This is a genomic window from Cytobacillus solani (assembly GCF_006704205.1).
Classification (GTDB): Bacteria; Bacillota; Bacilli; order Bacillales; family Cytobacillaceae; genus Cytobacillus; species Cytobacillus solani.
In genome coordinates this window covers 1381598-1403826 of sequence record NZ_CP041305.1, presented here as the reverse complement: position 1 = coordinate 1403826, position 22229 = coordinate 1381598, and the positions used below count along the sequence as shown (strand labels likewise).

General features: G+C 39.7%; 21 protein-coding genes, 11 tRNA genes and 1 rRNA gene. 31 read left to right on the top strand and 2 right to left on the bottom strand.

The window, feature by feature from the left end; translation table 11 throughout:
* Positions 1-7: 7 nt before the first annotated feature.
* The 9 genes from FI644_RS07060 to FI644_RS27235 all read left to right on the top strand — a co-directional run bounded on the left by FI644_RS07060 (position 8) and on the right by FI644_RS27235 (position 9340).
* A complete protein-coding gene (locus tag FI644_RS07060; protein ID WP_053477871.1) occupies positions 8-427 on the top strand; it encodes a GntR family transcriptional regulator in 420 nt (139 codons plus the stop codon).
* Entirely contained in the window at positions 411-1274 is an 864-nt protein-coding gene (locus FI644_RS07055; protein WP_053477948.1) for an ATP-binding cassette domain-containing protein, read from the top strand. The genes FI644_RS07060 and FI644_RS07055 overlap by 17 nt, the downstream gene beginning before the upstream one ends.
* 24 nt (positions 1275-1298) lie before the next feature.
* Entirely contained in the window at positions 1299-2231 is a 933-nt protein-coding gene (locus tag FI644_RS07050) for an ABC transporter ATP-binding protein (protein WP_056682022.1), read from the top strand.
* The gene (locus FI644_RS07045; protein WP_142108200.1) at positions 2224-3438 is read left to right on the top strand and encodes an ABC transporter permease; all 1215 of its coding nucleotides are present in this window, start codon (positions 2224-2226) and stop codon (positions 3436-3438) included. Before FI644_RS07050 ends, FI644_RS07045 begins: the two co-directional genes overlap by 8 nt.
* Positions 3439-3556: 118 nt before the next feature.
* Positions 3557-4252 (top strand): alpha/beta hydrolase, encoded by a 696-nt coding sequence (locus FI644_RS07040; RefSeq protein ID WP_142108199.1) that lies wholly within the window; start codon positions 3557-3559, stop codon positions 4250-4252.
* A 361-nt stretch (positions 4253-4613) separates the two neighbouring features.
* Positions 4614-6101: a degradosome RNA helicase CshA gene (cshA, locus tag FI644_RS07035; RefSeq protein WP_053477867.1), complete on the top strand. Its 1488-nt coding sequence runs from the start codon at positions 4614-4616 to the stop codon at positions 6099-6101.
* Between the two features lie 117 nt (positions 6102-6218).
* A complete protein-coding gene (locus FI644_RS07030; protein ID WP_053477866.1) occupies positions 6219-6698 on the top strand; it encodes a PH domain-containing protein in 480 nt (159 codons plus the stop codon).
* Positions 6691-8112: a PH domain-containing protein gene (locus FI644_RS07025; RefSeq protein ID WP_056682038.1), complete on the top strand. Its 1422-nt coding sequence runs from the start codon at positions 6691-6693 to the stop codon at positions 8110-8112. The genes FI644_RS07030 and FI644_RS07025 overlap by 8 nt, the downstream gene beginning before the upstream one ends.
* 229 nt (positions 8113-8341) lie before the next feature.
* Positions 8342-9340, top strand: coding sequence for a methyl-accepting chemotaxis protein (locus tag FI644_RS27235; protein ID WP_053477864.1), 999 nt, complete (start codon positions 8342-8344; stop codon positions 9338-9340).
* Between the two features lie 32 nt (positions 9341-9372).
* On the opposite strand, the gene FI644_RS07015 is transcribed toward FI644_RS27235, so the two are convergent.
* Entirely contained in the window at positions 9373-10101 is a 729-nt protein-coding gene (locus FI644_RS07015) for a rhomboid family intramembrane serine protease (protein WP_053477863.1), read from the bottom strand.
* 258 nt (positions 10102-10359) lie between these two features.
* Here FI644_RS07015 and acpS point away from each other — a divergent pair, with 258 nt between their 5' ends.
* The 9 genes from acpS (at position 10360) to FI644_RS06970 (ending at position 18186) form a co-directional block, all read left to right on the top strand.
* Entirely contained in the window at positions 10360-10728 is a 369-nt protein-coding gene (gene acpS, locus FI644_RS07010; protein WP_053477862.1) for a holo-ACP synthase, read from the top strand.
* Between the two features lie 209 nt (positions 10729-10937).
* A complete protein-coding gene (locus FI644_RS07005) occupies positions 10938-11945 on the top strand; it encodes a LolA family protein (protein ID WP_053477861.1) in 1008 nt (335 codons plus the stop codon).
* Positions 11946-12094: 149 nt separating this feature from the next.
* Complete coding sequence (gene alr, locus FI644_RS07000; protein ID WP_305791048.1) at positions 12095-13240, top strand: alanine racemase; 1146 nt, start codon at positions 12095-12097, stop codon at positions 13238-13240.
* Between the two features lie 178 nt (positions 13241-13418).
* Positions 13419-13700: a CopG family ribbon-helix-helix protein gene (locus FI644_RS06995; protein WP_053477859.1), complete on the top strand. Its 282-nt coding sequence runs from the start codon at positions 13419-13421 to the stop codon at positions 13698-13700.
* Between the two features lie 4 nt (positions 13701-13704).
* Positions 13705-14055, top strand: coding sequence for a type II toxin-antitoxin system endoribonuclease NdoA (ndoA, locus tag FI644_RS06990; RefSeq protein WP_009336311.1), 351 nt, complete (start codon positions 13705-13707; stop codon positions 14053-14055).
* A 250-nt stretch (positions 14056-14305) separates the two neighbouring features.
* A complete protein-coding gene (locus FI644_RS06985) occupies positions 14306-14638 on the top strand; it encodes an anti-sigma factor antagonist (RefSeq protein ID WP_056682040.1) in 333 nt (110 codons plus the stop codon).
* Entirely contained in the window at positions 14635-15108 is a 474-nt protein-coding gene (gene rsbW, locus FI644_RS06980; protein WP_142108197.1) for an anti-sigma B factor RsbW, read from the top strand. The genes FI644_RS06985 and rsbW overlap by 4 nt, the downstream gene beginning before the upstream one ends.
* Entirely contained in the window at positions 15086-15871 is a 786-nt protein-coding gene (gene sigB / locus FI644_RS06975) for an RNA polymerase sigma factor SigB (protein WP_142108196.1), read from the top strand. The genes rsbW and sigB overlap by 23 nt, the downstream gene beginning before the upstream one ends.
* Positions 15872-16047: 176 nt before the next feature.
* Positions 16048-18186 carry a Tex family protein gene (locus tag FI644_RS06970; RefSeq protein WP_181758211.1) on the top strand — a complete coding sequence of 713 codons (2139 nt, stop codon included), beginning with the start codon at positions 16048-16050 and terminating at the stop codon, positions 18184-18186.
* Between the two features lie 389 nt (positions 18187-18575).
* Here the strand turns inward: FI644_RS06970 and cmpA are convergent, their stop codons facing one another.
* Positions 18576-18689 (bottom strand): cortex morphogenetic protein CmpA, encoded by a 114-nt coding sequence (cmpA, locus tag FI644_RS06965; protein WP_142108194.1) that lies wholly within the window; start codon positions 18687-18689, stop codon positions 18576-18578.
* Between the two features lie 88 nt (positions 18690-18777).
* On the opposite strand from cmpA, the gene FI644_RS06960 reads away from it, so the two are divergent.
* The 13 genes from FI644_RS06960 to FI644_RS06900 all read left to right on the top strand — a co-directional run bounded on the left by FI644_RS06960 (position 18778) and on the right by FI644_RS06900 (position 22198).
* On the top strand, positions 18778-19248 hold the full coding sequence (locus FI644_RS06960) for a SprT family protein (RefSeq protein WP_053477854.1): 471 nt from the start codon (positions 18778-18780) through the stop codon (positions 19246-19248).
* Between the two features lie 116 nt (positions 19249-19364).
* Positions 19365-19439 (top strand) — tRNA-Asn (locus FI644_RS06955).
* Positions 19440-19449: 10 nt separating this feature from the next.
* Positions 19450-19540, top strand: a tRNA-Ser gene (locus FI644_RS06950).
* 15 nt (positions 19541-19555) lie between these two features.
* A tRNA-Glu gene (locus FI644_RS06945) sits at positions 19556-19627 on the top strand.
* Between the two features lie 55 nt (positions 19628-19682).
* Positions 19683-19759: transfer RNA gene (locus FI644_RS06940), tRNA-Asp, on the top strand.
* Between the two features lie 21 nt (positions 19760-19780).
* A tRNA-Gln gene (locus FI644_RS06935) sits at positions 19781-19855 on the top strand.
* Positions 19856-19867: 12 nt separating this feature from the next.
* Positions 19868-19943 (top strand) — tRNA-Lys (locus tag FI644_RS06930).
* A gap of 10 nt (positions 19944-19953) precedes the next feature.
* Positions 19954-20035: transfer RNA gene (locus FI644_RS06925), tRNA-Leu, on the top strand.
* A gap of 60 nt (positions 20036-20095) precedes the next feature.
* Positions 20096-20181, top strand: a tRNA-Leu gene (locus tag FI644_RS06920).
* Between the two features lie 59 nt (positions 20182-20240).
* A tRNA-Arg gene (locus tag FI644_RS06915) sits at positions 20241-20317 on the top strand.
* Positions 20318-20390: 73 nt separating this feature from the next.
* Positions 20391-20467 (top strand) — tRNA-Pro (locus FI644_RS06910).
* Positions 20468-20492: 25 nt separating this feature from the next.
* Positions 20493-20566: transfer RNA gene (locus tag FI644_RS06905), tRNA-Gly, on the top strand.
* Between the two features lie 81 nt (positions 20567-20647).
* Positions 20648-22198 (top strand): 16S ribosomal RNA (locus FI644_RS06900).
* Positions 22199-22229: the final 31 nt, after the last annotated feature.

The following is a 22229-nucleotide window of genomic DNA, read 5'->3' as shown; positions in this document are numbered from 1 at the left end:
CGATTAAGTGGAACTTCCTATTCGCCTTTCAAAGGAATCAAGAGAGCCAATTTATCACCAAATTGAAGAGCAAATAAAAGCACTTATTGCAGGAGGTCAGCTGCCCGCCGGAACACCGTTGCCATCCATACGTGTTCTGTCTAAGGAGCTTGAAATCAGTGTGATCACAACACGGCGCGCCTACCAAAATCTTGAATACCAAGGATTCATAAGAACGACTCAAGGGAAAGGGACATTTGTCGCAGAGATTGAGGCATCTAAGAAGGAAGAAGTAACGGTTTCCGCAGTTTATCAAGCAATTGAAAAAGCTGTAGAAACAGCTCTGCGCCATGATTATACCCTTGAACAGATAGAAGCAGTTTTTCAAGAAATCATCGCTAGTTTGAAAGAGAAAGGCGGACATGATGACGATGGAAAAATGGATTGAAATAAATCGTTTAAAAAAGAATGTAGATGATTTTCAATTAGGACCAATTGACCTGTCCTTTGAGGCTAGCACCATCACTGCTGTTGTCGGTAACAATGGGGCTGGAAAAAGTACGTTATTAAAGGTTTTGATGCGCTTAGCTGCACAAAATGAAGGAGAAATAAAAGTATTTGGACAGCTGATAGATAGTGAAGCGGAAGGATGGAAAAAAAGAATTGCCTATTTGCCGCAGACACTAGTAGGATGTGATTCTTTCAATGGAAACCAGCTTAGGGAGCTTGTTTCGAAATGGTACCCAACATGGGACCAATCGTTATTTGAGCAGTTAGTGGAGATGTACCAAATTCCGCTGACAAAAAAATATGGAAAGCTATCTCAAGGTGTCCAGCAAAAACTAAATCTTGCACTAACACTTGCTAGGGATGCTGAAATTTTAATACTTGATGAACCGACTGCTCATATGGATATTCCTTCAAAGCAATTGCTCTTAGATGTGATTGTTGAATGGATGGAAAGAGGAGAAAAATTAATCATTATCTCAAGTCATCAGGCTGAGGATATCCGAAAACTTGCAGATTATGTAGTTGTTATGAAAGAGGGGCAGCTGCTTGGAAAATTCGAAAAAGAAGAATTAACGAGCCAATATAAGCAATATTGGATGGAGGATTCCCTTCCAAACGAACCCATCCCGGGAGTAATCGAACGGAAAAATGAACGAATTCTAGTTTCTAAATGTGCAGAAGAAACAGAGTCGTATTTAGCAAGTAAGCAATTAAAATGGCTTCGTGCCAAAAACTTAGAAATAGAAGAGATTATCACCTATATGCTTATTGGGAAGGCATCATAATTAGGAGAGAGGATTGAATGGGAAATGAGTGGACCTGTTTTGGCAGTAAACCAAGTTGGTAAATCTTTTAAAAATAAACAAATTATTAAGGATATTTCTTTTGAAGTTAAAAAAGGTGAAATAATGGCTATTTTAGGACCAAACGGAGCCGGGAAGTCGACGACAATCCGCAGCATTATGGGAATTCTTCATCCTGATGAAGGGACAGTGAAATTTCATGGCCACTCAGCAGGAAGTATTCCTCGCCATAGAATTGGCTATCTTCCTGAGGAACGCGGTTTATATAAAAAGGTTAGCATAATGGATATCCTGCTCTATTTTGCTGAATTGAAGGACTATCCTGTGAAAAAGGCTAAAGAACGAGCATTGACATACTTAAAGAAATTAGGGCTCGAAGGGAAGGAAAAAAGCTCGATTGAAGAATTGTCAAAAGGGATGGGACAGAAGGTTCAATTTATTGCTTCGATAATCCATGAGCCTGACCTTCTTATCTTAGATGAACCTTTCTCAGGGCTCGATCCTGTTAGTCAAGAATTGATTAAAAGCGAGATTAAAGAATTAGCGAATAAGGGAACAGCGATTTTATTATCTGCGCACCAAATGAATGTAGTAGAAGAATTATGCGATCGTCTATTTATGATACACCGAGGTCAAAAGGTTATCAGCGGAACGATGGAGGAAGTGAAGGCGCAGTATGCTAACTATAAATGTGTAATCCGCGGGAATAATGAGGAGAGTATTTTAGCAAGGCTCCCTCAGGTTCAAAGAGTCGAGCAGAGCGGTGAGCTTGCAACATTGTACTTGGAGGCAAATATCCAACCATCCACTTGGTTAAAGCAGCTTCCAGAAGAGATTCAAATTCAAGAGCTAACAGTAAGCAGAATTTCGCTCCATGAAATTTTTATAGATATCGCAACAGATAAAAAATTATTGGGAGAGGGTGAAAAGAGTGCGTAACAGTATGAAGGTAGCAAAGTGGGAATATAGGAAAAATATGAAAAACAAATCATTTATTATTTCCCTGTTAATCACGCCGCTAATTTTTATTATCTTTTCCTCATTGCCATCATTCATGGATTTGTTTAAAAGTGAATCTGACCCTGTGAAGGTTTATATTCAGGATGAAATGAATACGTGGGAAAGTGTTGAAGAAACGCTTCTCTCACAAGGGATTGAATGGGATGTTCAAGAGGCGGAAACTGATGAAAGCGGAATGAAGGAAATAATAAAGAACACAGAAAATACAGCTTATATTTCTTTCAGTAAAAATTTGATGGAACAAGGGAAGCTGACTGTTTATACAAATGAAGAAATAGATAAAGATTTTGAAAAGCAAGTGAATGTATTGGTGCAGCCTTTAAGAGACTTGCAAATAGAAAACCTTCATTTATCACAGCAAGATAAAGATATCATTAATCAGGGAATCACAATTGATGCTGTTTCTTTATCAAAAGATGTTGGTGAAGTGAAGGAAGATCCGTTAAAAAGACTTGTTCCTGGAGTTTTTGCAGGTATCATTCTTTTTTCTATTGTCATGACAGGAATGATGATTTTTCAAAGCGCCTCTAATGAAAAGAAGGAAAAGGTGGCTGAAATTGTTCTCTCATCGGTAGATTCCTCTGAATTAATGCAAGGTAAAATAATCGGTTACTTTGCTCTTGGAATTACTCAAGTTTTTGCATGGATTTTAATAGTTGTTCCATTTTTCATTTGGAAAAATGATTTTCCGATTCTAGAATATTTGCTAGTACCAGAAACCTTGCTGCTCGTTTTTATTGCTGTTTTAGGCTATCTTCTGTTTGCTGCTATTTTTGCCGGAATTGGTGCCACTCTCGAGGATATGGACCAAACGAGTAATTTCCAAGGGATTGTTTTTTTATTGCCGTGGCTGCCAGCAGCATTGTTTTCTCCAGTCATATCTGACCCAGAAGGGATTATTGCACAAGCAGCCTCGTACTTTCCTTTAACATCGCCAGCTGTATTAATTATGAGGCTATCTGTGCTTGAAAGCTGGCCGTGGATTGAAATATCTATTTCAATCATTATTCTTCTGATCAGTATATGGCTGTTTATGAAGTTAGCAGGAAAAATATTCAAAATTGGTATTTTAATGTATGGAAAAAATGCTACACCAAAAGAGATATTAAAATGGCTGAGATATTAATATTAAATCCCTTCAACAAGAAGTTGAAGGGATTTAATTATGAGTGCTATTAATAGTATTGAAAAAAGCTTTTAGTGTAAAATAAAACAAAATAAACTTAATTTGGCGGTGATTATAAATGATTGGCTGCATGTGTATACATGGATTTACAGGTTCACCTTATGAGGTAGAGCCTTTAGCTAGCTATTTAAAGGACCGTACGGATTGGGAAATAGTTGTACCTACTCTCCCGGGGCATGGGGATAAGCTCGAATTAAAGGGTATAGAATATAAGAAATGGATTGAACATGCGGAACATGAATTACAAAGGCTGATTGAAAAATGTGAAACAGTTTATGTTATTGGCTTTTCTATGGGAGGACTAATTGCCAGTTATTTGTCTGTTCATTATCCCGTTGCTAAATTAGTCCTGCTTAGCGCCGCTGCCTATTATGTTAATCCGAAGCAGCTTTTTAAGGATATCGGTGAAATCCTGAGGGACGCAGCAAAGGGAAGGCTAACAGAAAATGAACTATTTATTAGATATAGGAGAAAAATCAAGGCTACCCCTATTACAGCAACCATTCAGTTTCGAAGATTGGTTGCGTCGATTCGGCCAATCTTGTCTCAAGTGACTATCCCCACTTTAATTGCACAAGGGGAAATTGATGGAGTAGTTCCCCCGAAGAGTGCAGAATATTTATATAATCGAATTGGAACCACTTCTAAAAAGCTGATATTTTTTAAGAAGTCCAAGCATTTAATTTGCCATTGTGAGGAACGTGAAGACCTTTTTATGGAAGTGCACCAATTTTTAAAACAGTTAGGAAATTAAAGGAATCCAATACTGTCTCAGATTGCAATTGTGTATAGAAAATGATAAAATTAATTTTATAGGATCATGAGGAACACTTTAGAAACCCGGACATACTCCAATTGGAGAATGTCTTTTTTCACTTTTATACTGCATTAAGTAGGATGCGGATCACTCATTCATTACGTGAATTTGTATATATAGATTTAAAGGGGAACCAATCTCCTTGCCACATCCTTCCTCTCAAGCGGGTTTCTTCATGTAAGGTAAAGATTTCTCTATTGAAAACAAATGAAGAATCATCCTCGTACCCAATTCACGAAAATATCTTTCCTGTATTAATGGAAAATACTCTACGAAGATTAGAAGGAGAATGAACACATTGACAAAGTTTCAAGATTTGGGCATCAGCCCTGCAACGATGAAGGCTATTAAGAGAATGGGATTTGAAGAAGCGACCCCAATTCAAGCACAAACGATTCCTTTGAGTCTAGAAAACAAAGATTTGATCGGACAAGCTCAAACAGGAACAGGAAAAACAGCAGCGTTTGGTATACCGATGATCGACAAAATTGATTACAGTCAAGATGTGATTCAAGGAATTATCATTGCCCCAACACGTGAGCTTGCTATTCAAGTATCGGAAGAATTGTATAAAATCGGCTATGGAAAAAGAACAAGAGTGTTAGCGATTTATGGCGGCCAAGATATTAATCGCCAAATTCGTGCGTTAAAAAACCGTCCTCATATTATTGTCGGTACACCAGGACGACTGCTTGACCATATTAACCGAAAAACGTTACGTCTAGAAAATGTTCATACAGTGATTCTCGATGAGGCTGATGAAATGCTGAATATGGGATTCATTGAGGACATCGAGGCAATCCTTGCACAAATTCCTGAAGAACACCAGACTCTTTTGTTCTCAGCAACAATGCCTGGTCCGATCAAAAAAATTGCTGAACGTTTTATGAAAGAACCACAAATCGTCCGTGTGAAAACAAAGGAAGTAACTGTATCGCAAATTGAGCAGTATTACTTAGAAGTACAGGAAAGAAGTAAATTTGATATTTTGACAAGATTGCTTGATATTCAATCACCTGAACTTGCTATTATATTTGGACGAACAAAGCGTCGGGTTGACGAATTGGCAGAGGCGTTGAACCTTAGAGGATATAATGCAGAGGGAATTCATGGCGATTTAAGTCAAGCGAAGCGGATGTCTGTATTACGCAAATTTAAAGAAGGCTCTATTGATGTGCTAGTGGCAACAGATGTTGCGGCACGTGGTTTGGATATCTCAGGTGTTACACATGTATACAATTTCGATATTCCACAAGATCCGGAAAGCTATGTTCATCGAATTGGACGTACCGGACGTGCTGGCAAAACAGGCGTAGCAATGACTTTCATTACACCGAGAGAAAAATCATATCTGCAGGTAGTTGAAAGAACAACCAAACGGAAAATGGAACGCATGAAGCCACCAACTTTAGATGAGGCGTTAGAAGGTCAGCAAAAAGCTGTTATCGAACGAATTCTGCAATCTGTGGAATCGAATAATCTGCAATATTATAAACAAGCAGCTGAAGAATTATTAGAGCAGCAAGATGCAACAACGATTGTTCAAGCAGTATTAAAGATGTTAACAAAAGAACCTGATACAACGCCAGTCAAGTTAACAGAAGAAAAACCGCTGCCACAAAAAAGAGAACGCAGATTTGATGACAAAAATAAATCATATGGCGGTCAAAGAGGAAGACAAAAGGCGCCAGTAAGATCACGCCAAGGATCCCAAAATAAACGCTATAGCAACAGCAATAACAATAATAACAATAATAATCGATCTAATTCTAATAGTTATCGTTAAGCAAAAGAGAGAGCATAGAGAGTGCTCTCTTTTTTTCTATGTTTTCTTTTAAAGTTTATACATGCCTTTTTCGGTCATGTATACTAATAAGAGTAGTTAATTATTAGGAGGTTACACATGATTTTGGAACCACAAAAAAGAATTTCAAAGAAGGGGCTGACCGTTTGGAGGATATCAGGGGCTATTCATTCATTTTTTGCTTTCCTTGTATCTGGAGCAGCGATCGCTCTTACAATTATCTTTGATTGGCCGGGCTGGATTATTGGGATCGCCGTTCTTACCTTTCTGTTGTATGCCTATCTTTTTATTATGCTTCTTCCAACAATACGGTGGAAGCGCTGGCGGTATGAGGTGCGTGAAAATGAAATTGAGCTTCAGCATGGCGTATTTATCATAAAAAGAACATTAGTTCCTATGATACGAGTTCAACATGTTGATACGCAGCAAGGACCAATTTTGCGGAAATATCAGTTAGCAACCATAACCGTATCTACTGCCGCAACCGTTCATGAGATTCCGGCACTGGAGATGGATGAAGCAGAGGAGCTGCGTTTTTTCATTTCGAAGCTAGCGAGGGTGGCTGATGAGGATGTCTGAACCAAAACGGCTTCATCCCATAGCTGCTGTCATTAACTGTATAAAACAGTTAAAGGAATTAATCATTCCCTTTCTAGTATTTGTTGTATTTGGGAGCAAAAACGGCTTATTTCAGTTATTCGCCTCCTTAGGGGTCATTGTTTTAGTATTGATCATTGGAATTCTTACATGGCTTAGATTTACATATCGTTTAGAAGATGGGGAATTGCGGATTGAATACGGCGTGTTTGTACGAAAGAAAAGATATATTCCCTTTGAAAGAATACAAAGTCTTGATTTGTCAGAAGGGATTTTACAGCGCCCATTTGGCCTAGTGAAGGTGAAAATTGAAACCGCCGGTTCAAGTGGAGAGGCAGAGGCTGTTTTAACAGCTATTTCAAAGAGTCAAGCAACTATCATTCAACAAGCTTTATCCTTCGCTAAAGATGGCACCTCAATAGACGAGCAAGAAGTGGTTAAAGATGAGAAAGAAACCATTCTTTATCAAATAACACCGAAGGAGCTTTTTCTGCTTGCATCTACGTCCGGGGGAGTAGGGGTAGTTATTTCTGCAGTTATTGCATTTATCTTTCAATTTGAGGAAATTATTCCTTATGAAAAAGTTTTCAACGGGCTGGAGAATTTTATTTCAAGTGGGGTTCTTGTTGTCAGTTTACTTGTATTTATTGGCTTTTTAGTTGCGTGGGCAGCTGCGCTGATTGGAACGATGCTTAAGTATGCTGGATTTACTGTAAAGAAGAACGAAGATGACTTCATTATTACGAGAGGGCTGCTTGAAAAAAGGCAGCTTACGATACCTTTGCATCGCATTCAGGCGATTCGAATAAGTGAAAACCTCATAAGGCAGCCATTGGGATTAAGTACAGTATATATTGAAAGTGCTGGCGGATCTGCAACTGATACAGAAAGTACTCGTGAAATGCTTGTGCCAATCGCGAAAAGGAATGTTATTACGACTATTTTATCTCCGTATTTACCTGAATATAATTTGGAGACTTCCATTTTATCTGCTCCAAGAAGATCTTTAAAACGGTATTTATTTAGAGGATTTGTATATATGCTGCCAATCATGGCTGTTTCAGTACTTTTCTTTAGGCCATGGGGGTATTTATCGCTTCTAATCGTCATCCCTGCGATGTTCCTGTCGTATTTAAAATTTATGGACGCGGGCTGGAAGGTTGATCACCAGCAGCTGACTTTGAGATACCGAACCATAATAAGAAATACGATTTTTATGAAAAGAAATCGAATTCAATCACTAGTAATGAAAGAAAGCTATTTTCAAAATAAAAATAAATTGGCTTCGATTGAAGCAACGGTGATGTCTGGTTCAGGTGGAACTGGTGGGAGAGTGGTTGATTTGGAAAAGAAGGATGTAGAAGGTATATATGAATGGTACTCGTATACAAAGTAATCGAGAAAAATTAAAAAATTATTGAATATTCTTCAATTCTTGATTCAAATCAATAAATAAAAAGGTAAAATAACCGATAGTAATAATGGACTATGTTTTAAATTGAGTTGCCCCTCCCAGATTTTTCGAATCCATTTCGGTGTAGGGGATAAGACCTAGCTGATTCCAATAACATATATAGAAAAACGGGTTGAAGTGGTATGAAAATTGAACAATGGAGTGACTGACTATGTTTAAAACAAAAAAAGGATCGACACAGCTTCAAGAGGAAAATACGGAGTTGAAAAATCGCTTAAAGACTATATTTGAAAAAGCTCAGCAAAATGAAGAATATCTTAATAGTTTTATTGAAAGCTTTAATAATGAAATAAATATTGCAATTGAACAGCATGAAATGGTGAATGGACAGCATAATATTCTTGCTGATTTAGTTGGAAAAATCATGGAGCGATTTGATAAAGTGAATGTCATAAGTCAAATGTCTTATGATAAATCCATTGGACTTCATGAAAAGGGCCAGAGCCTAATTGAATCTACAGTAGACATGGTGAAAATATCAGAAGAAGGAAGAGATTCTGTAAGTAAAGTAGAGGGTCTTATCGCAAAGCTTGGTGAACAGCTGCATGAAACCTCTGTTAAAATGAATCAATTAAATGAGCGGTCAAAAGAAATTGAAATGATTGTTAAAGTAATTAAAGAAATTGCAGACCAAACGAATCTTCTTGCACTTAATGCATCAATTGAAGCGGCACGAGCTGGAGAGCACGGGAAGGGCTTTGCTGTCGTTGCTGAAGAGGTTCGAAAGCTGGCAGAAAATACGGCGGAAAGTACGCACAATATTAGTGTGCTGACACAAAATATCCAAAAGGATATTGATGGGTCCTTGCAATCGACGAAAATGAGTACAGGACTAATTGAAGAAGGAATTCAACTAAGCACAAATACAACAAGTACGATTGATTATATTTTGTCTGTCATTAATAATGTCCAAACAGAGGTTAAGGATGTTATTAGCACCATTGAGGAGCAGCGTGACTACTCAAATGATGTAATGAATGAAATCAGAGAAACAAGATCAACTTTTGATGAAGCAAATGAAATGATTATTAAGCATATTAGTGATGCAAGTGTTGTCGATGAAAAGTTAGAAAGTGGCATCAAGCAAATAGCAGAGTTAAGCAATCGGGGAAACCGAGAACTTTGGGATGAGTATAAAGAATATAAATAATGAATTGGAAAAGGGGCTGAAAATGCCCCTTTTTATCTGAATAAAAATCCTACTAATGCTAGAATAATGATAATGCCCCATAGCAATCGTTTAGAAAGAGCGATTTCTTTTAATGAAGGACGATGGTTTCCAAAACGATTGGAAGAGGGACGGTTAAATGAAAAGGTTGGTCTTTTTTTATTCGAGAGTAAGCCAGCCCCGATTAGAAAACCAGCTAAGAGCCCAATTAAATGAGCAACTACATTAATGTTCGGCTGCAAGAAGGTCATAATTACACCGATGATAGTAATAGTTAAAATGAGCTGTGCATTTGCATAAGAAATCAAGTCTTTTCTAAACATAATGATGGCTGCGAAAAAGCCAAATAACCCAAAAATTGCCCCGCTAGCTCCAACGTGAATATAAGTTAATGGCTCGAAAAGTAATGTAGCTACATTTGCGGCCACCCCAGCAGTTACATAAACAAAGATAAACTTGCCTTTCCCTAATATCTGCTCTAGAGCAGGGCCGAATAAGACGAGTGAAAAGCTGTTAAAAAGTACATGAGAAAAGCCGCTATGCATAAAAATAGGTGTAAGCAACCGCCAGTATTCCCCTTCTACAATATATAAATTCACCCCAGCAAAATGTTCAAAGAGCCATGTGTTTGGAAGAAATGGCAGGATGGATATTAAATAAAGTACAATATGAATGAAAACAATGATAGAAACTACTGGGTAATAGCGCAGAAATTGTTTAAAGCTCTCCGTTCTAGTGAACATGTGGGTCCTCCCTGTATTAAAGGATAAGAAAGTATAACTTTGAAGTTAGAGAATTGTCTAGCTCCAGCGCCTATCGCCTATCAAACTTCAGGCCCCCTCCCTACGATAAGTCAACATCGGTTCGCTCTCGCTCACCGTGTTTCCTTTATCGAAAGAACCGGTCCTTCCAGTTTGTACGGCGATGACCAAGGCGCTTGCGCTTTTCTTTTCTCTTAATTGTTTATGCATAGAATAATTTAATTAGAAGGATGATGTCCAATGATTTCTGGTATTGGGATAGATATTGTAGAGCTTAATCGAATAAGAAAAATTTATTTAAGACAGCGAAAGTTTGTTGACAGAATATTAACCGCGAAGGAAAAGGAGATCTTTAACAGTTTGACAGAAGAAAGGCAAGCTGAGTATTTAGCCGGACGTTTTGCGGCAAAAGAAGCCTTTTCGAAAGCAGTAGGAACAGGTTTAGGCGGGAATTTGTCATTTTTAGATATTGAAATCGAAAAAGATAAGAAAGGGAAGCCGTTTATCTCCAAACCGTTTAATGAAGGTGTTCATCTTTCTATTTCCCATAGTAAAGAATATGCCGTTGCACAGGTTGTTATTGAAAAACAAGAACTGAAAGAAAAATAAAAGCTTGTCATTCCCTTTAGCATATTCTTAAAGGTTGTCTCATATATTCATAGTGCAATAGGAGAGACAAGGCTGGTTTTTTGCAACTGAAAATCTTGCCTCCATCTCCTCCACAATAAACGCGCGATCAAAGCTGATTTTTCCGTTAGGAATTGGCTTAGTGCAGTGGCTGGACAATACACTGAATCGAGACTAAAGGGGTTGAAGGAATGAGAAGAAAGTGGTTAATGCTGTTAGCCGGGCTATTGATTGTCATTGCATTGTCTGCTTGCGGAACGAAATCCCAAGAAGACGTAACGAAGGAGTTGAGCGGGAAGCTCGAGGAAATTAAAAGCTATAAGGCAAATGCGAAGATGACATTGCAGATGGGAACAGAGCCACAAACGTATGATATTGAGGTTTGGCACAAGGATCCAATGTATTATAAGGTAGATCTTAAAAATGCGCAAAAGGATCAAAGCCAAATGATTCTTCGGAATGATGAAGGCGTGTTTGTCCTTACACCTGCGCTAAATAAGAGCTTCAAGTTTCAAAGCGAGTGGCCGAAAAATAGCAGTCAGGCTTATTTATATGAATCGTTAATAAATGATATTATTGACGACAAAGAAGCCACGTTTAAAGCTACAAAACAACATTATATATTTGAAACAAAAACGAAATATCAAAATAACCAAATGCTTCCTACCCAAGAAATTACACTGAAAAAGTCAGATCTATCTCCTGTAAGTGTGAAAGTAATGGATACAGATAAAAATGCGCTTGTAACCGTTGAATTTACGGGTGTGAAATTTAATACCTCTTTAGATAAAAAAGACTTTGATATGAAAAAGAATATGACGAGTGCTCAATTAGAAGTTCCTGTCATGGGAGAAGTAGCAGATGAAGAGTTCTCAGTGAAATATCCTACTGAGTATTCAGAATATGAATTGATTGATCAAAAGGAAATAAAAACGGAAAATGGAAAGCGTGTAGTTTTAACATATGATGGTGAAAAATCATTTACACTTATTCAGGAAAAGGCAGAAGTAAGGACTGCTTCTTCATTAACATCTGTAAGTGGTGACCCTGTGGACCTAGGTTTCACGATTGGTGCTCTTTCTAATAATACAATTACTTGGACACATCAAGGAGTGGATTATTTAATTGCATCTAATGATTTAACGGACGAAGAATTAACTGCAATCGCCCGTTCCGTCCAAGGAAATACAGTAAAATAAGTATTAACTTTCAGGCTCTTTGAAAAGAGCCTTTTTTATTTGTGAATATTCAGATAAAAAATAAATTAATTTGACAAATTTATATAGAGAGTTTGATAATAGTAATATTTATGACTGTTAAAAGGATGGGGAAGTTAGTGGACAGCCAATTGGCTTATTATAGAGATACTTGGGCGGAAATAAACTTGGATCATATTTCATATAATATGGATGAAATGAAGCGGCATGTTGGTGAAGGTGTGAAGGTGTTTGCAGTTGTGAAGGCTAATGCATATGGCCATGGTGACGAAGAGGTCGCTAGAGAGGCATTAAATTCAGGTGCCTCCTATTTAGCTGTTGCGTTTTTGGATGAAGCCCTTGCTCTCCGGAAAAAAGGAATAGCAGCACCTATCCTTGTGTTAGGAATATGCCGACCAGGAGACGTCAGAATTGCAGTTGAAAATCGGATTTCATTAACCGTTTTTCAACAGCGGTGGCTGTGTGAAGCAAAGGAAATCCTTCCTTCTAATGCTAGGTTAGACATCCATGTAAAGCTTGATACTGGAATGGGAAGACTAGGTGTGCGCAATAAAGACGAGCTAAAGGAGCTAGAAAGCACAATTAAAGAGGATCCTCGCTTCTGTTTAGAAGGTGTTTACACGCACTTTGCAACAGCTGATGAGCTGAATTTCGCATATTTTGAACGGCAAATGGAACGATTTCAAGAAATGATTTCCTGGTTTGAGGCAAGACCAGAATTTATCCACACAGGAAATAGTGCAGCTGCTTTAATACATTCAGAGACGCACCATAATGCAGTAAGAATGGGAATTTCTATGTATGGACTAACACCTTCACCAGAGATTGAGCCAGTGCTGCCATTTAGATTGAAGCCTGCCTTTTCTCTCCATACAAAACTTGTACATGTTAAAAAGATTAGTAAAGGAGAGAGACTTAGTTACGGTGCTACCTATGAAGCAACCGAAGATGAATGGATTGGGACTTTGCCAATTGGTTATGCTGATGGATGGATACGCAAATTACAAGGTCAAGAGGTGCTTATCGAGGGGCAAAGAGTCCCAATTGTTGGGCGAATTTGTATGGATCAATGCATGGTTAAGCTACCCGCTGAGTTACCTATAGGGACGGTAGTGACTTTGATTGGGAAGCAGGGAGAAGAGTATATTTCTGTGAATGAGGTTGCTGAAAAGCTTCATACCATTAATTATGAAATTACATGTATGGTAGCAGGAAGGATACCAAGGGTGTATAAAAAGAATGGAAAAGTTAAAAGGATTATTAACTCTTTACTGTAATTAATTTAGCTGAAAGACAGGTTTTTTACTGGAAAAATAAGATTATGCATAAAAACTTAATTTTTTAGCCGATAATACAGAAGAATTGATAAATCCTCTTTGCATAAGGCGTGTTTGATGATAATATTAAAATTGGTAGATATAAAATGGTGTGTAGTGATGGTGGAGGTGTTTGTTTGTGGCTGAGTCTAGCGCAACAACAGAGATAATGGTTAAATTACCGCAACATCTATTAACAGAGTTAGATGGTTTTGCTAAACAGGAAAACGTTAACCGGAGTGAATTCATTTATCAAGCAACCAAAATGTATTTGCGTGAACGGAAAAAGAGACAAATTCGTGAATCCATGCGTCGTGGCTATATGGAGATGGCGAAAATAAATTTGACGATTGCATCTGAAGCATTTCAAGCGGAATTCGAGGCAGAACATACAGTTGAACGTCTAGTAAGCGGAGGGTAATCCTTTGATTGTCAAACGTGGTGACGTTTATTTTGCAGACCTATCCCCAGTTGTTGGTTCAGAACAAGGTGGCGTTCGTCCAGTGCTTGTCATCCAAAACGATATCGGGAATCGGTTTAGTCCCACAGTAATTGTTGCAGCAATCACTGCTCAAATTCAAAAAGCTAAGCTGCCTACTCATGTTGAAATTGATGCGAAGCGTTATGGCTTTGAACGGGATTCGGTTATTCTTTTAGAACAAATTCGTACAATTGATAAACAGCGCTTAACCGATAAGATTACCCATCTCGATGACGAAATGATGGAAAAAGTGGATGAAGCTGTGCAGATTAGCCTTGGTCTCATCGAATTTTAATACAAAACGCTCTTGCTAAAGAGCGTTTTTATATCTTGAACAGCTAAATAGAACATTGGTTAAACAGCCACCATTTTTATAAAAAATAGATCGTCTGCCCAAGGCAAGCATAAAATGCTTGCCTTTTTTATCAGTGGTATGTTTCGAAAATTCAAATTAATTATTTTTTAATTAATTGTAAATAACAGGTTTACCCTCTGTAAAATCAGGGTACTTAATAGGCAAATTGGCATAAAAAGGTGGGTCAGTCATGAATATTTCAATTGAAACGAAAGAAAAGGATCATTTAACTACTGTAGATATTAGCGGTGAGATTGATGCATATACTGCACCTAAACTAAGGGAGTCTCTTTTTCATTTGGCAGAAAAAAAGGAATCAGTTATCATCATTAATCTTTCTGAAGTTACTTATATGGATAGTACTGGATTAGGTGTCTTTGTTGGCGTCTTTAAAAATATCCGTTCAAATAATGGACAGTTACGGCTTTTAGGGTTATCCAACCGATTAATGAGGCTTTTTGAAATCACAGGCTTGTCTACTATTATGGATATTTCCAGCAAGATTGAAGGTGAAGCTAAATGACTCAATCGTTTGATTACATAGAATTGAAAATTCCTGCTAAAGCAGAATTTTTGAGTGTCATCAGACTTACACTGTCAGGTATTGCGAGCCGAATGGGGTTTGCCTATGATGAAATTGAAGATTTAAAGATTGCTACAAGCGAGGCTTGTACAAATGCCATTCAACATGCTTATACCAATAATGAGCATGGGGAAGTGATTGTTGGCTTCGGTCTTTATGGGAACCGTTTGGAAGTAATGGTAGCAGATAATGGGAAAAGTTTTGACTTTCTATCAGCTAAGCAAGGGATTGGCCGTTATGAAGAGAATGATTCTGTTGAGTTTTTACGTGAAGGAGGTTTAGGTCTTTACTTAATAGAGTCGTTAATGGACGAGGTTCGAATTCATAACAAAGAGGGTGTGACGGTCTTCATGATCAAATACCTTGAGGGAGAGCGGGTGGAGAGGGATGTCAAGACAATCTCAACCTAACCAGATAACTCCTGAAGAAATTAATAGACTCATAAAGGCTTTCCAACTTGAACAAGATGAAGAGGCACAGAAATTACTTGTCCTCCATTATCGAAAGATGGTGGAGTCTATTGCGCGTAAATATTCGAAAGGGAAATCTTTTCATGAAGATATTTCTCAAGTTGGTCTAATTGGATTATTAGGGGCGATTCGAAGATATGATGAAACCTATGGGAAGAATTTTGAAGCCTTCGCAGTACCAACGATAATCGGAGAAATTAAACGTTTTTTGCGTGATAAAACTTGGAGTGTTCATGTACCTCGCAGGATAAAGGAATTGGGTCCAAAAATAAAATCGACAATTGATGAACTAACCATCCAGTTGCAGCGGTCCCCGAAAATGGCTGAAATTGCCGATGTTGTTGGTGTATCAGAAGAGGAAATATTAGAAGCAATGGAAATTAGCAAAAGCTATCATGCGCTTTCTGTAGATCATTCGATTGATGCTGATTCTGAAGGTGGGACAACAACATTACATGACATTGTAGGGAATGAAGATGAAGGCTATGAGAAAATAAACCAAATTCTTGTACTTGAAAAAATATTGCATGTACTAACTGAACGTGAAAGAAGTGTCATTCAATATACGTATATAGAGAATATGAGTCAAAAGGAAGCAGGGGAAAGACTGGCTATTTCGCAAATGCACGTATCACGCCTGCAAAGAAAGGCAATAAAAAAGTTAAGGGAAGCAATTAACGCAAAGGAAAAGAATCCAGAATAGCGTTCGTGACAGGAAGCTTATTTTGAGCTTATCTTACAAACAAGATAAGCTTATTTGCTATTGAAGTGCGGCAGTATGAAACTCGAGCAAGATTTTGATAAGATAAGATGATGACCTAAAAAGCTGGAGGTAAAACCTTGGAGAAAATAGTAAATAGGCAAGAACAAATATTAGATATGATTACATCGGAGCTATCCTTATCGCTAAAACAAGTGAAGAATACAATTAATCTTCTTGAAGAGGGGAATACTGTTCCATTTATTGCCCGTTATCGGAAAGAGTTAACGGGAGCTTTAGATGAGGTTCAAATTCGAGATATAATGGAACGCTGGCAGTACATACAGAATCTTGAGCAACGGAAAGAGGAAATTGTTCGATTAATCGAAGAGCAAGGGAAATTAACGGATGATTTAAATGAACAGATTCAAAAAGCGAGTAAGCTTCAAGAGTTAGAAGATTTATATCGTCCATATAAACAGAAACGCCGAACAAAGGCAACGATAGCAAAGGAAAAGGGCTTGGAACCATTTGCTGAATGGCTGCTTACTTTTCCGACTTCTCTACCAGTAAACGAGAAGGCTGCCGAATTTCTTTCTGAAGAAAAAGAAGTAGGAACGGTTGAAGAAGCTATTACAGGGGCAAAGGACATCATTGCTGAATGGGTATCGGATGATGCAGAAAGCAGGAAGTGGATTCGTCATGAAACGATAAAAACCGGAACAATCGAGTCTGCTGTTAAAGACGAAAAAAATGATGAGAAGAAAGTGTATGAAATGTATTACGGATATGAGGAGCCACTAGCAAAAATAGTTCCGCATCGGACGTTAGCGCTTAATCGAGGAGAAAAAGAAGATATATTGCGAATAAGCGTGAAGCCGAATGTAGAGTTTATTTTAAGATATCTTCATAAAAAGTGGGTTAAAAATGAGCAATCACCCGCTGCTGTATTTGTGAAAGAAGCCTATGAGGATGGATATAAGCGTCTAATTCAGCCATCCATTGAAAGAGAAATTCGAAATGAATTAACGGAGAAAGCTGAAGAGCAGGCTATCATGATTTTCTCCGAGAATTTACGAAATTTATTATTACAGCCTCCATTAAAAGGCAAGGTGGTATTAGCTGTTGACCCTGCCTATCGAACAGGTTGCAAGCTAGCAGTTGTGGATGAAACAGGAAAGGTTCTTAAAATATCTGTGATTTATCCACATCCGCCTGTCTCGAAAACGAAAGAGGCCAAATCACAAATTATTAATTTATTAAAGACATTTAAGGTGGAAATGGTTGCCATTGGTAATGGAACGGCTTCAAGGGAAACAGAACAGTTTATTTCAGATATTTTGAAAGAACTAAATGAAGAAATTTTCTATCTCATTGTAAATGAGGCTGGAGCGAGTGTTTATTCCGCATCAGATCTAGCGAGAGAGGAATTTCCTGAGCTGCAGGTGGAAGAAAGAAGTGCGGTTTCAATTGCCCGCAGACTTCAAGACCCATTGGCAGAGCTCGTAAAAATTGATCCTAAGTCTGTTGGTGTAGGGCAGTACCAGCATGATGTTTCCCAAAAAAAATTAACCGAATCATTAAGCTTTGTTGTTGAGACAGCAGTTAACCAGGTTGGTGTCAACGTAAATACAGCTTCGTCATCGTTACTTCAGTATGTTGCTGGATTGTCTAAAGCGGTTGCCAATAACATCGTGAAAAAGCGTGAGGAAGAGGGCAAATTCTCGAATCGGAAACAACTAAAGAAAATTCCTAGACTTGGTGCTAAAACGTACGAGCAAGCCATCGGTTTCTTGCGAATCATAGATGGAACAGAGCCGTTGGATCGTACAGGTATCCACCCGGAAAGTTATCCTGAAGTAATGAAACTGCTTAATAATTTTGGTTTTACAACAGCTGATTTAGGGAGTCCAGCTTTAAGGGAATCACTTTCTGGATTGAATGTTGCACAGTTATCGGAAGAGTTAGGGATTGGGGAATTAACGTTAAAGGATATTATTGATGCACTTGTAAGACCTGAAAGGGATCCCCGTGATGATTTGCCTAAACCTTTATTAAAGCAGGATGTCCTTAAGCTTGAAGATTTAAATCTCGGAATGGAGCTTCAAGGTACCGTCAGAAACGTAGTAGATTTCGGTGCATTTGTTGATATTGGAGTAAAGCAGGATGGACTTGTTCATATATCAAAATTAAGCCGAAAATTCGTCAAGCATCCTCTTGACGTCGTTTCAGTAGGCGACGTAGTTACCGTATGGGTTGATTCTGTTGATAAAAATAAAGGAAGAGTATCATTAACAATGCTCCCGCCAAATGAATAAAAAAATTGTTGAGGCTTAAACAATAGCCAAGCCCTTGCAGGTGAAAATATTTCACTTTGCAAGGGCTTTTTCCATTCTTGTAGGTGGTGGGCAAGGCGCTTCCGCCTTTCTAATTGTCTAGCTACGGTGGCTAGGGGCTCGAGGTCATAAGCCAACTCGTCAAGAAGGTTAAAGAACAACCTTCCTGCCGATTTGTCTTATGCTTGTCGGGGGTGAACAAGCTACCTCCGCCTTTCGTGATGTCTAGCTGCAGCGCCTATCGCCTATCAAACTTCAGGTCCCCTCCCTACGATAAGTCGACATCAATTCGCTATCGCTCATTGTGTCTCCTATATCTCAGTCACGGCCCTTCCAGTTTGTACGGCGATGATCAAGGCGCTTTCGCCTTTCTATGAGCAGTGTTTTTTTCTGTAGAAAAACCAGCATTGGTTTAACAATTTTATTTGATTACGATCTTTTTCGTAGAAAGCACGTTGGATTTGATTTTGAAACCATACAGGCATATGAGTACCTCCTCAGATCAAAAGGTATATATAATGTATGCTATAATAGGTTGTCATGTTGACAATATTTCTTAGGGGTAAGAGGAAGATGGATGATTTAGAGTTACAAAGACTGGTTGAAGAAATTTCTTTAGTGGAATTTGGTAAACCATTTCGACATAAGGCTTACTTTAATTCAAGACTTAAAACAACTGGCGGACGATATATGTTGAGTACCCATCATGTAGAAATAAATCGAAAATATTTAGAGCAGCTAGGGTATCAAGAGTTATGTGGCATTATAAAGCATGAACTTTGTCACTATCATTTGCATATAGAGGGAAAAGGGTATAAACACCAGGATCGAGATTTCAAGATATTAATGAAAGCTGTTGGAGCTCCTCGTTTTTGCTCACCACTGCCAGGGGATAATCGGAGGAATGGAGATAAGAAGATTATTATCTATTCTTGTAAGAACTGTGGGCAAGAGTATCATAGAAGAAGAAATATAAATACACAAAAATACGTTTGCGGAAAGTGCAGGGGAAAATTAGTTAAGAAGAATGAAGGGAAAATATAAAAGGTTTGTCTTTTAGATAAGGTGCTACTAAAAGGGTTATTTTTTTGAAAAACATTCTTGACTTTTAATAGGCAGGTTTTTATAATAGGAAGAGTCAAAAAGATGATATGTACTATTCCGCAGTAGCTCAGTGGTAGAGCTATCGGCTGTTAACCGATCGGTCGTAGGTTCGAGTCCTACCTGCGGAGCCATTTTTATTTTGGGGAAGTACTCAAGAGGCTGAAGAGGCGCCCCTGCTAAGGGTGTAGGTCGCGTAAGCGGCGCGAGGGTTCAAATCCCTCCTTCTCCGCCAGCGAAATTTTAATGTGGCCCGTTGGTCAAGCGGTTAAGACACCGCCCTTTCACGGCGGTAACACGGGTTCGAATCCCGTACGGGTCATCCATAGGTTTTCGGTAATTTGTATTAATTGAAAATGCAATGGAATGACAATTTTGGTCCGGTAGTTCAGTTGGTTAGAATGCCTGCCTGTCACGCAGGAGGTCGCGGGTTCGAGTCCCGTCCGGACCGCCATTTTTGTTTTGAGAATATTATTGGGCTATAGCCAAGCGGTAAGGCATCGCACTTTGACTGCGACATGCGTTGGTTCGAATCCAGCTAGCCCAGCCATTTTTTTATTTAGAGCCATTAGCTCAGTCGGTAGAGCATCTGACTTTTAATCAGAGGGTCGAAGGTTCGAGTCCTTCATGGCTCACCATTTATAATATGCGGGTGTGGCGGAATTGGCAGACGCACTAGACTTAGGATCTAGCGCCGCAAGGCGTGGGGGTTCGACTCCCTTCACCCGCATGATTGATTATTGACTTTTTTATAAAATATTGATACGATTAACTTTGTCGCTATTTAAATGCGGTCGTGGCGGAATGGCAGACGCGCTAGGTTGAGGGCCTAGTGGGGGCAACCCCGTGGAGGTTCAAGTCCTCTCGGCCGCACCAAAAAATATATTGACAACTAAATTGATTTAATATATGATATAAAAGTTGCTTTAATAAATGCGCCCGTAGCTCAATTGGATAGAGCGTCTGACTACGGATCAGAAGGTTATGGGTTCGACTCCTTTCGGGCGCGCCATTTATAATATAAGAATTCGGAAGTTAGAAGCAGGGATGAAATAAACTTTCCTCTTCGACCTCTTAATCTAATCCGGGAAGTAGCTCAGCTTGGTAGAGCACTTGGTTTGGGACCAAGGGGTCGCAGGTTCGAATCCTGTCTTCCCGACCATTCGATTTCATTTATAAATAATAATGCGGGTGTAGTTTAGTGGTAAAACCACAGCCTTCCAAGCTGTTGTCGAGGGTTCGATTCCCTTCACCCGCTCCAAAAGTTGCTCTTTGAAAACTGAACGAACAAAAAACGTCAACGTTAATTCAAGTTTTAAAACTTAAGAGCTAATCTTACTCTTTATTGGAGAGTTTGATCCTGGCTCAGGACGAACGCTGGCGGCGTGCCTAATACATGCAAGTCGAGCGAATCTGAGGGAGCTTGCTCCCAAAGATTAGCGGCGGACGGGTGAGTAACACGTGGGCAACCTGCCTGTAAGACTGGGATAACTTCGGGAAACCGGAGCTAATACCGGATAATCCTTTTCTACTCATGTAGAAAAGCTGAAAGATGGCTTCGGCTATCACTTACAGATGGGCCCGCGGCGCATTAGCTAGTTGGTGAGGTAACGGCTCACCAAGGCGACGATGCGTAGCCGACCTGAGAGGGTGATCGGCCACACTGGGACTGAGACACGGCCCAGACTCCTACGGGAGGCAGCAGTAGGGAATCTTCCGCAATGGACGAAAGTCTGACGGAGCAACGCCGCGTGAGTGATGAAGGTTTTCGGATCGTAAAACTCTGTTGTTAGGGAAGAACAAGTACCGTTCGAATAGGGCGGTACCTTGACGGTACCTAACCAGAAAGCCACGGCTAACTACGTGCCAGCAGCCGCGGTAATACGTAGGTGGCAAGCGTTGTCCGGAATTATTGGGCGTAAAGCGCGCGCAGGTGGTTTCTTAAGTCTGATGTGAAAGCCCCCGGCTCAACCGGGGAGGGTCATTGGAAACTGGGAGACTTGAGTGCAGAAGAGGAAAGTGGAATTCCAAGTGTAGCGGTGAAATGCGTAGAGATTTGGAGGAACACCAGTGGCGAAGGCGACTTTCTGGTCTGTAACTGACACTGAGGCGCGAAAGCGTGGGGAGCGAACAGGATTAGATACCCTGGTAGTCCACGCCGTAAACGATGAGTGCTAAGTGTTAGAGGGTTTCCGCCCTTTAGTGCTGCAGCAAACGCATTAAGCACTCCGCCTGGGGAGTACGGCCGCAAGGCTGAAACTCAAAGGAATTGACGGGGGCCCGCACAAGCGGTGGAGCATGTGGTTTAATTCGAAGCAACGCGAAGAACCTTACCAGGTCTTGACATCCTCTGACAATCCTAGAGATAGGACGTTCCCCTTCGGGGGACAGAGTGACAGGTGGTGCATGGTTGTCGTCAGCTCGTGTCGTGAGATGTTGGGTTAAGTCCCGCAACGAGCGCAACCCTTGATCTTAGTTGCCAGCATTCAGTTGGGCACTCTAAGGTGACTGCCGGTGACAAACCGGAGGAAGGTGGGGATGACGTCAAATCATCATGCCCCTTATGACCTGGGCTACACACGTGCTACAATGGATGGTACAAAGGGCTGCAAGACCGCGAGGTTTAGCCAATCCCATAAAACCATTCTCAGTTCGGATTGCAGGCTGCAACTCGCCTGCATGAAGCCGGAATCGCTAGTAATCGCGGATCAGCATGCCGCGGTGAATACGTTCCCGGGCCTTGTACACACCGCCCGTCACACCACGAGAGTTTGTAACACCCGAAGTCGGTGGGGTAACCGCAAGGAGCCAGCCGCCTAAGGTGGGACAGATGATTGGGGTGAAGTCGTAACAAGGTAGCCGTATCGGAAGGTGCGGCTGGATCACCTCCTTTCTAAGGATGAAATGAAGTCTAACTTCATTAA

What these genes read in the sequence shown, in the direction of transcription:
- FI644_RS06970 (WP_181758211.1), top strand. Translation starts at nt 16,048, where the DNA reads ATGATTACATCGGAGCTATCCTTATCGCTAAAACAAGTGAAGAATACA.
- acpS (WP_053477862.1), top strand. Translation starts at nt 10,360, where the DNA reads ATGATTTCTGGTATTGGGATAGATATTGTAGAGCTTAATCGAATAAGA.
- rsbW (WP_142108197.1), top strand. Translation starts at nt 14,635, where the DNA reads ATGACTCAATCGTTTGATTACATAGAATTGAAAATTCCTGCTAAAGCA.
- FI644_RS07030 (WP_053477866.1), top strand. Translation starts at nt 6,219, where the DNA reads ATGATTTTGGAACCACAAAAAAGAATTTCAAAGAAGGGGCTGACCGTT.
- FI644_RS07025 (WP_056682038.1), top strand. Translation starts at nt 6,691, where the DNA reads ATGTCTGAACCAAAACGGCTTCATCCCATAGCTGCTGTCATTAACTGT.
- FI644_RS06960 (WP_053477854.1), top strand. Translation starts at nt 18,778, where the DNA reads ATGGATGATTTAGAGTTACAAAGACTGGTTGAAGAAATTTCTTTAGTG.
- cmpA (WP_142108194.1), bottom strand. Translation starts at nt 18,689, where the DNA reads ATGCCTGTATGGTTTCAAAATCAAATCCAACGTGCTTTCTACGAAAAA.
- FI644_RS07055 (WP_053477948.1), top strand. Translation starts at nt 411, where the DNA reads ATGGAAAAATGGATTGAAATAAATCGTTTAAAAAAGAATGTAGATGAT.
- FI644_RS27235 (WP_053477864.1), top strand. Translation starts at nt 8,342, where the DNA reads ATGTTTAAAACAAAAAAAGGATCGACACAGCTTCAAGAGGAAAATACG.
- FI644_RS07005 (WP_053477861.1), top strand. Translation starts at nt 10,938, where the DNA reads ATGAGAAGAAAGTGGTTAATGCTGTTAGCCGGGCTATTGATTGTCATT.
- sigB (WP_142108196.1), top strand. Translation starts at nt 15,086, where the DNA reads ATGTCAAGACAATCTCAACCTAACCAGATAACTCCTGAAGAAATTAAT.
- FI644_RS07040 (WP_142108199.1), top strand. Translation starts at nt 3,557, where the DNA reads ATGATTGGCTGCATGTGTATACATGGATTTACAGGTTCACCTTATGAG.
- FI644_RS07050 (WP_056682022.1), top strand. Translation starts at nt 1,299, where the DNA reads ATGAGTGGACCTGTTTTGGCAGTAAACCAAGTTGGTAAATCTTTTAAA.
- FI644_RS07015 (WP_053477863.1), bottom strand. Translation starts at nt 10,101, where the DNA reads ATGTTCACTAGAACGGAGAGCTTTAAACAATTTCTGCGCTATTACCCA.
- FI644_RS06985 (WP_056682040.1), top strand. Translation starts at nt 14,306, where the DNA reads ATGAATATTTCAATTGAAACGAAAGAAAAGGATCATTTAACTACTGTA.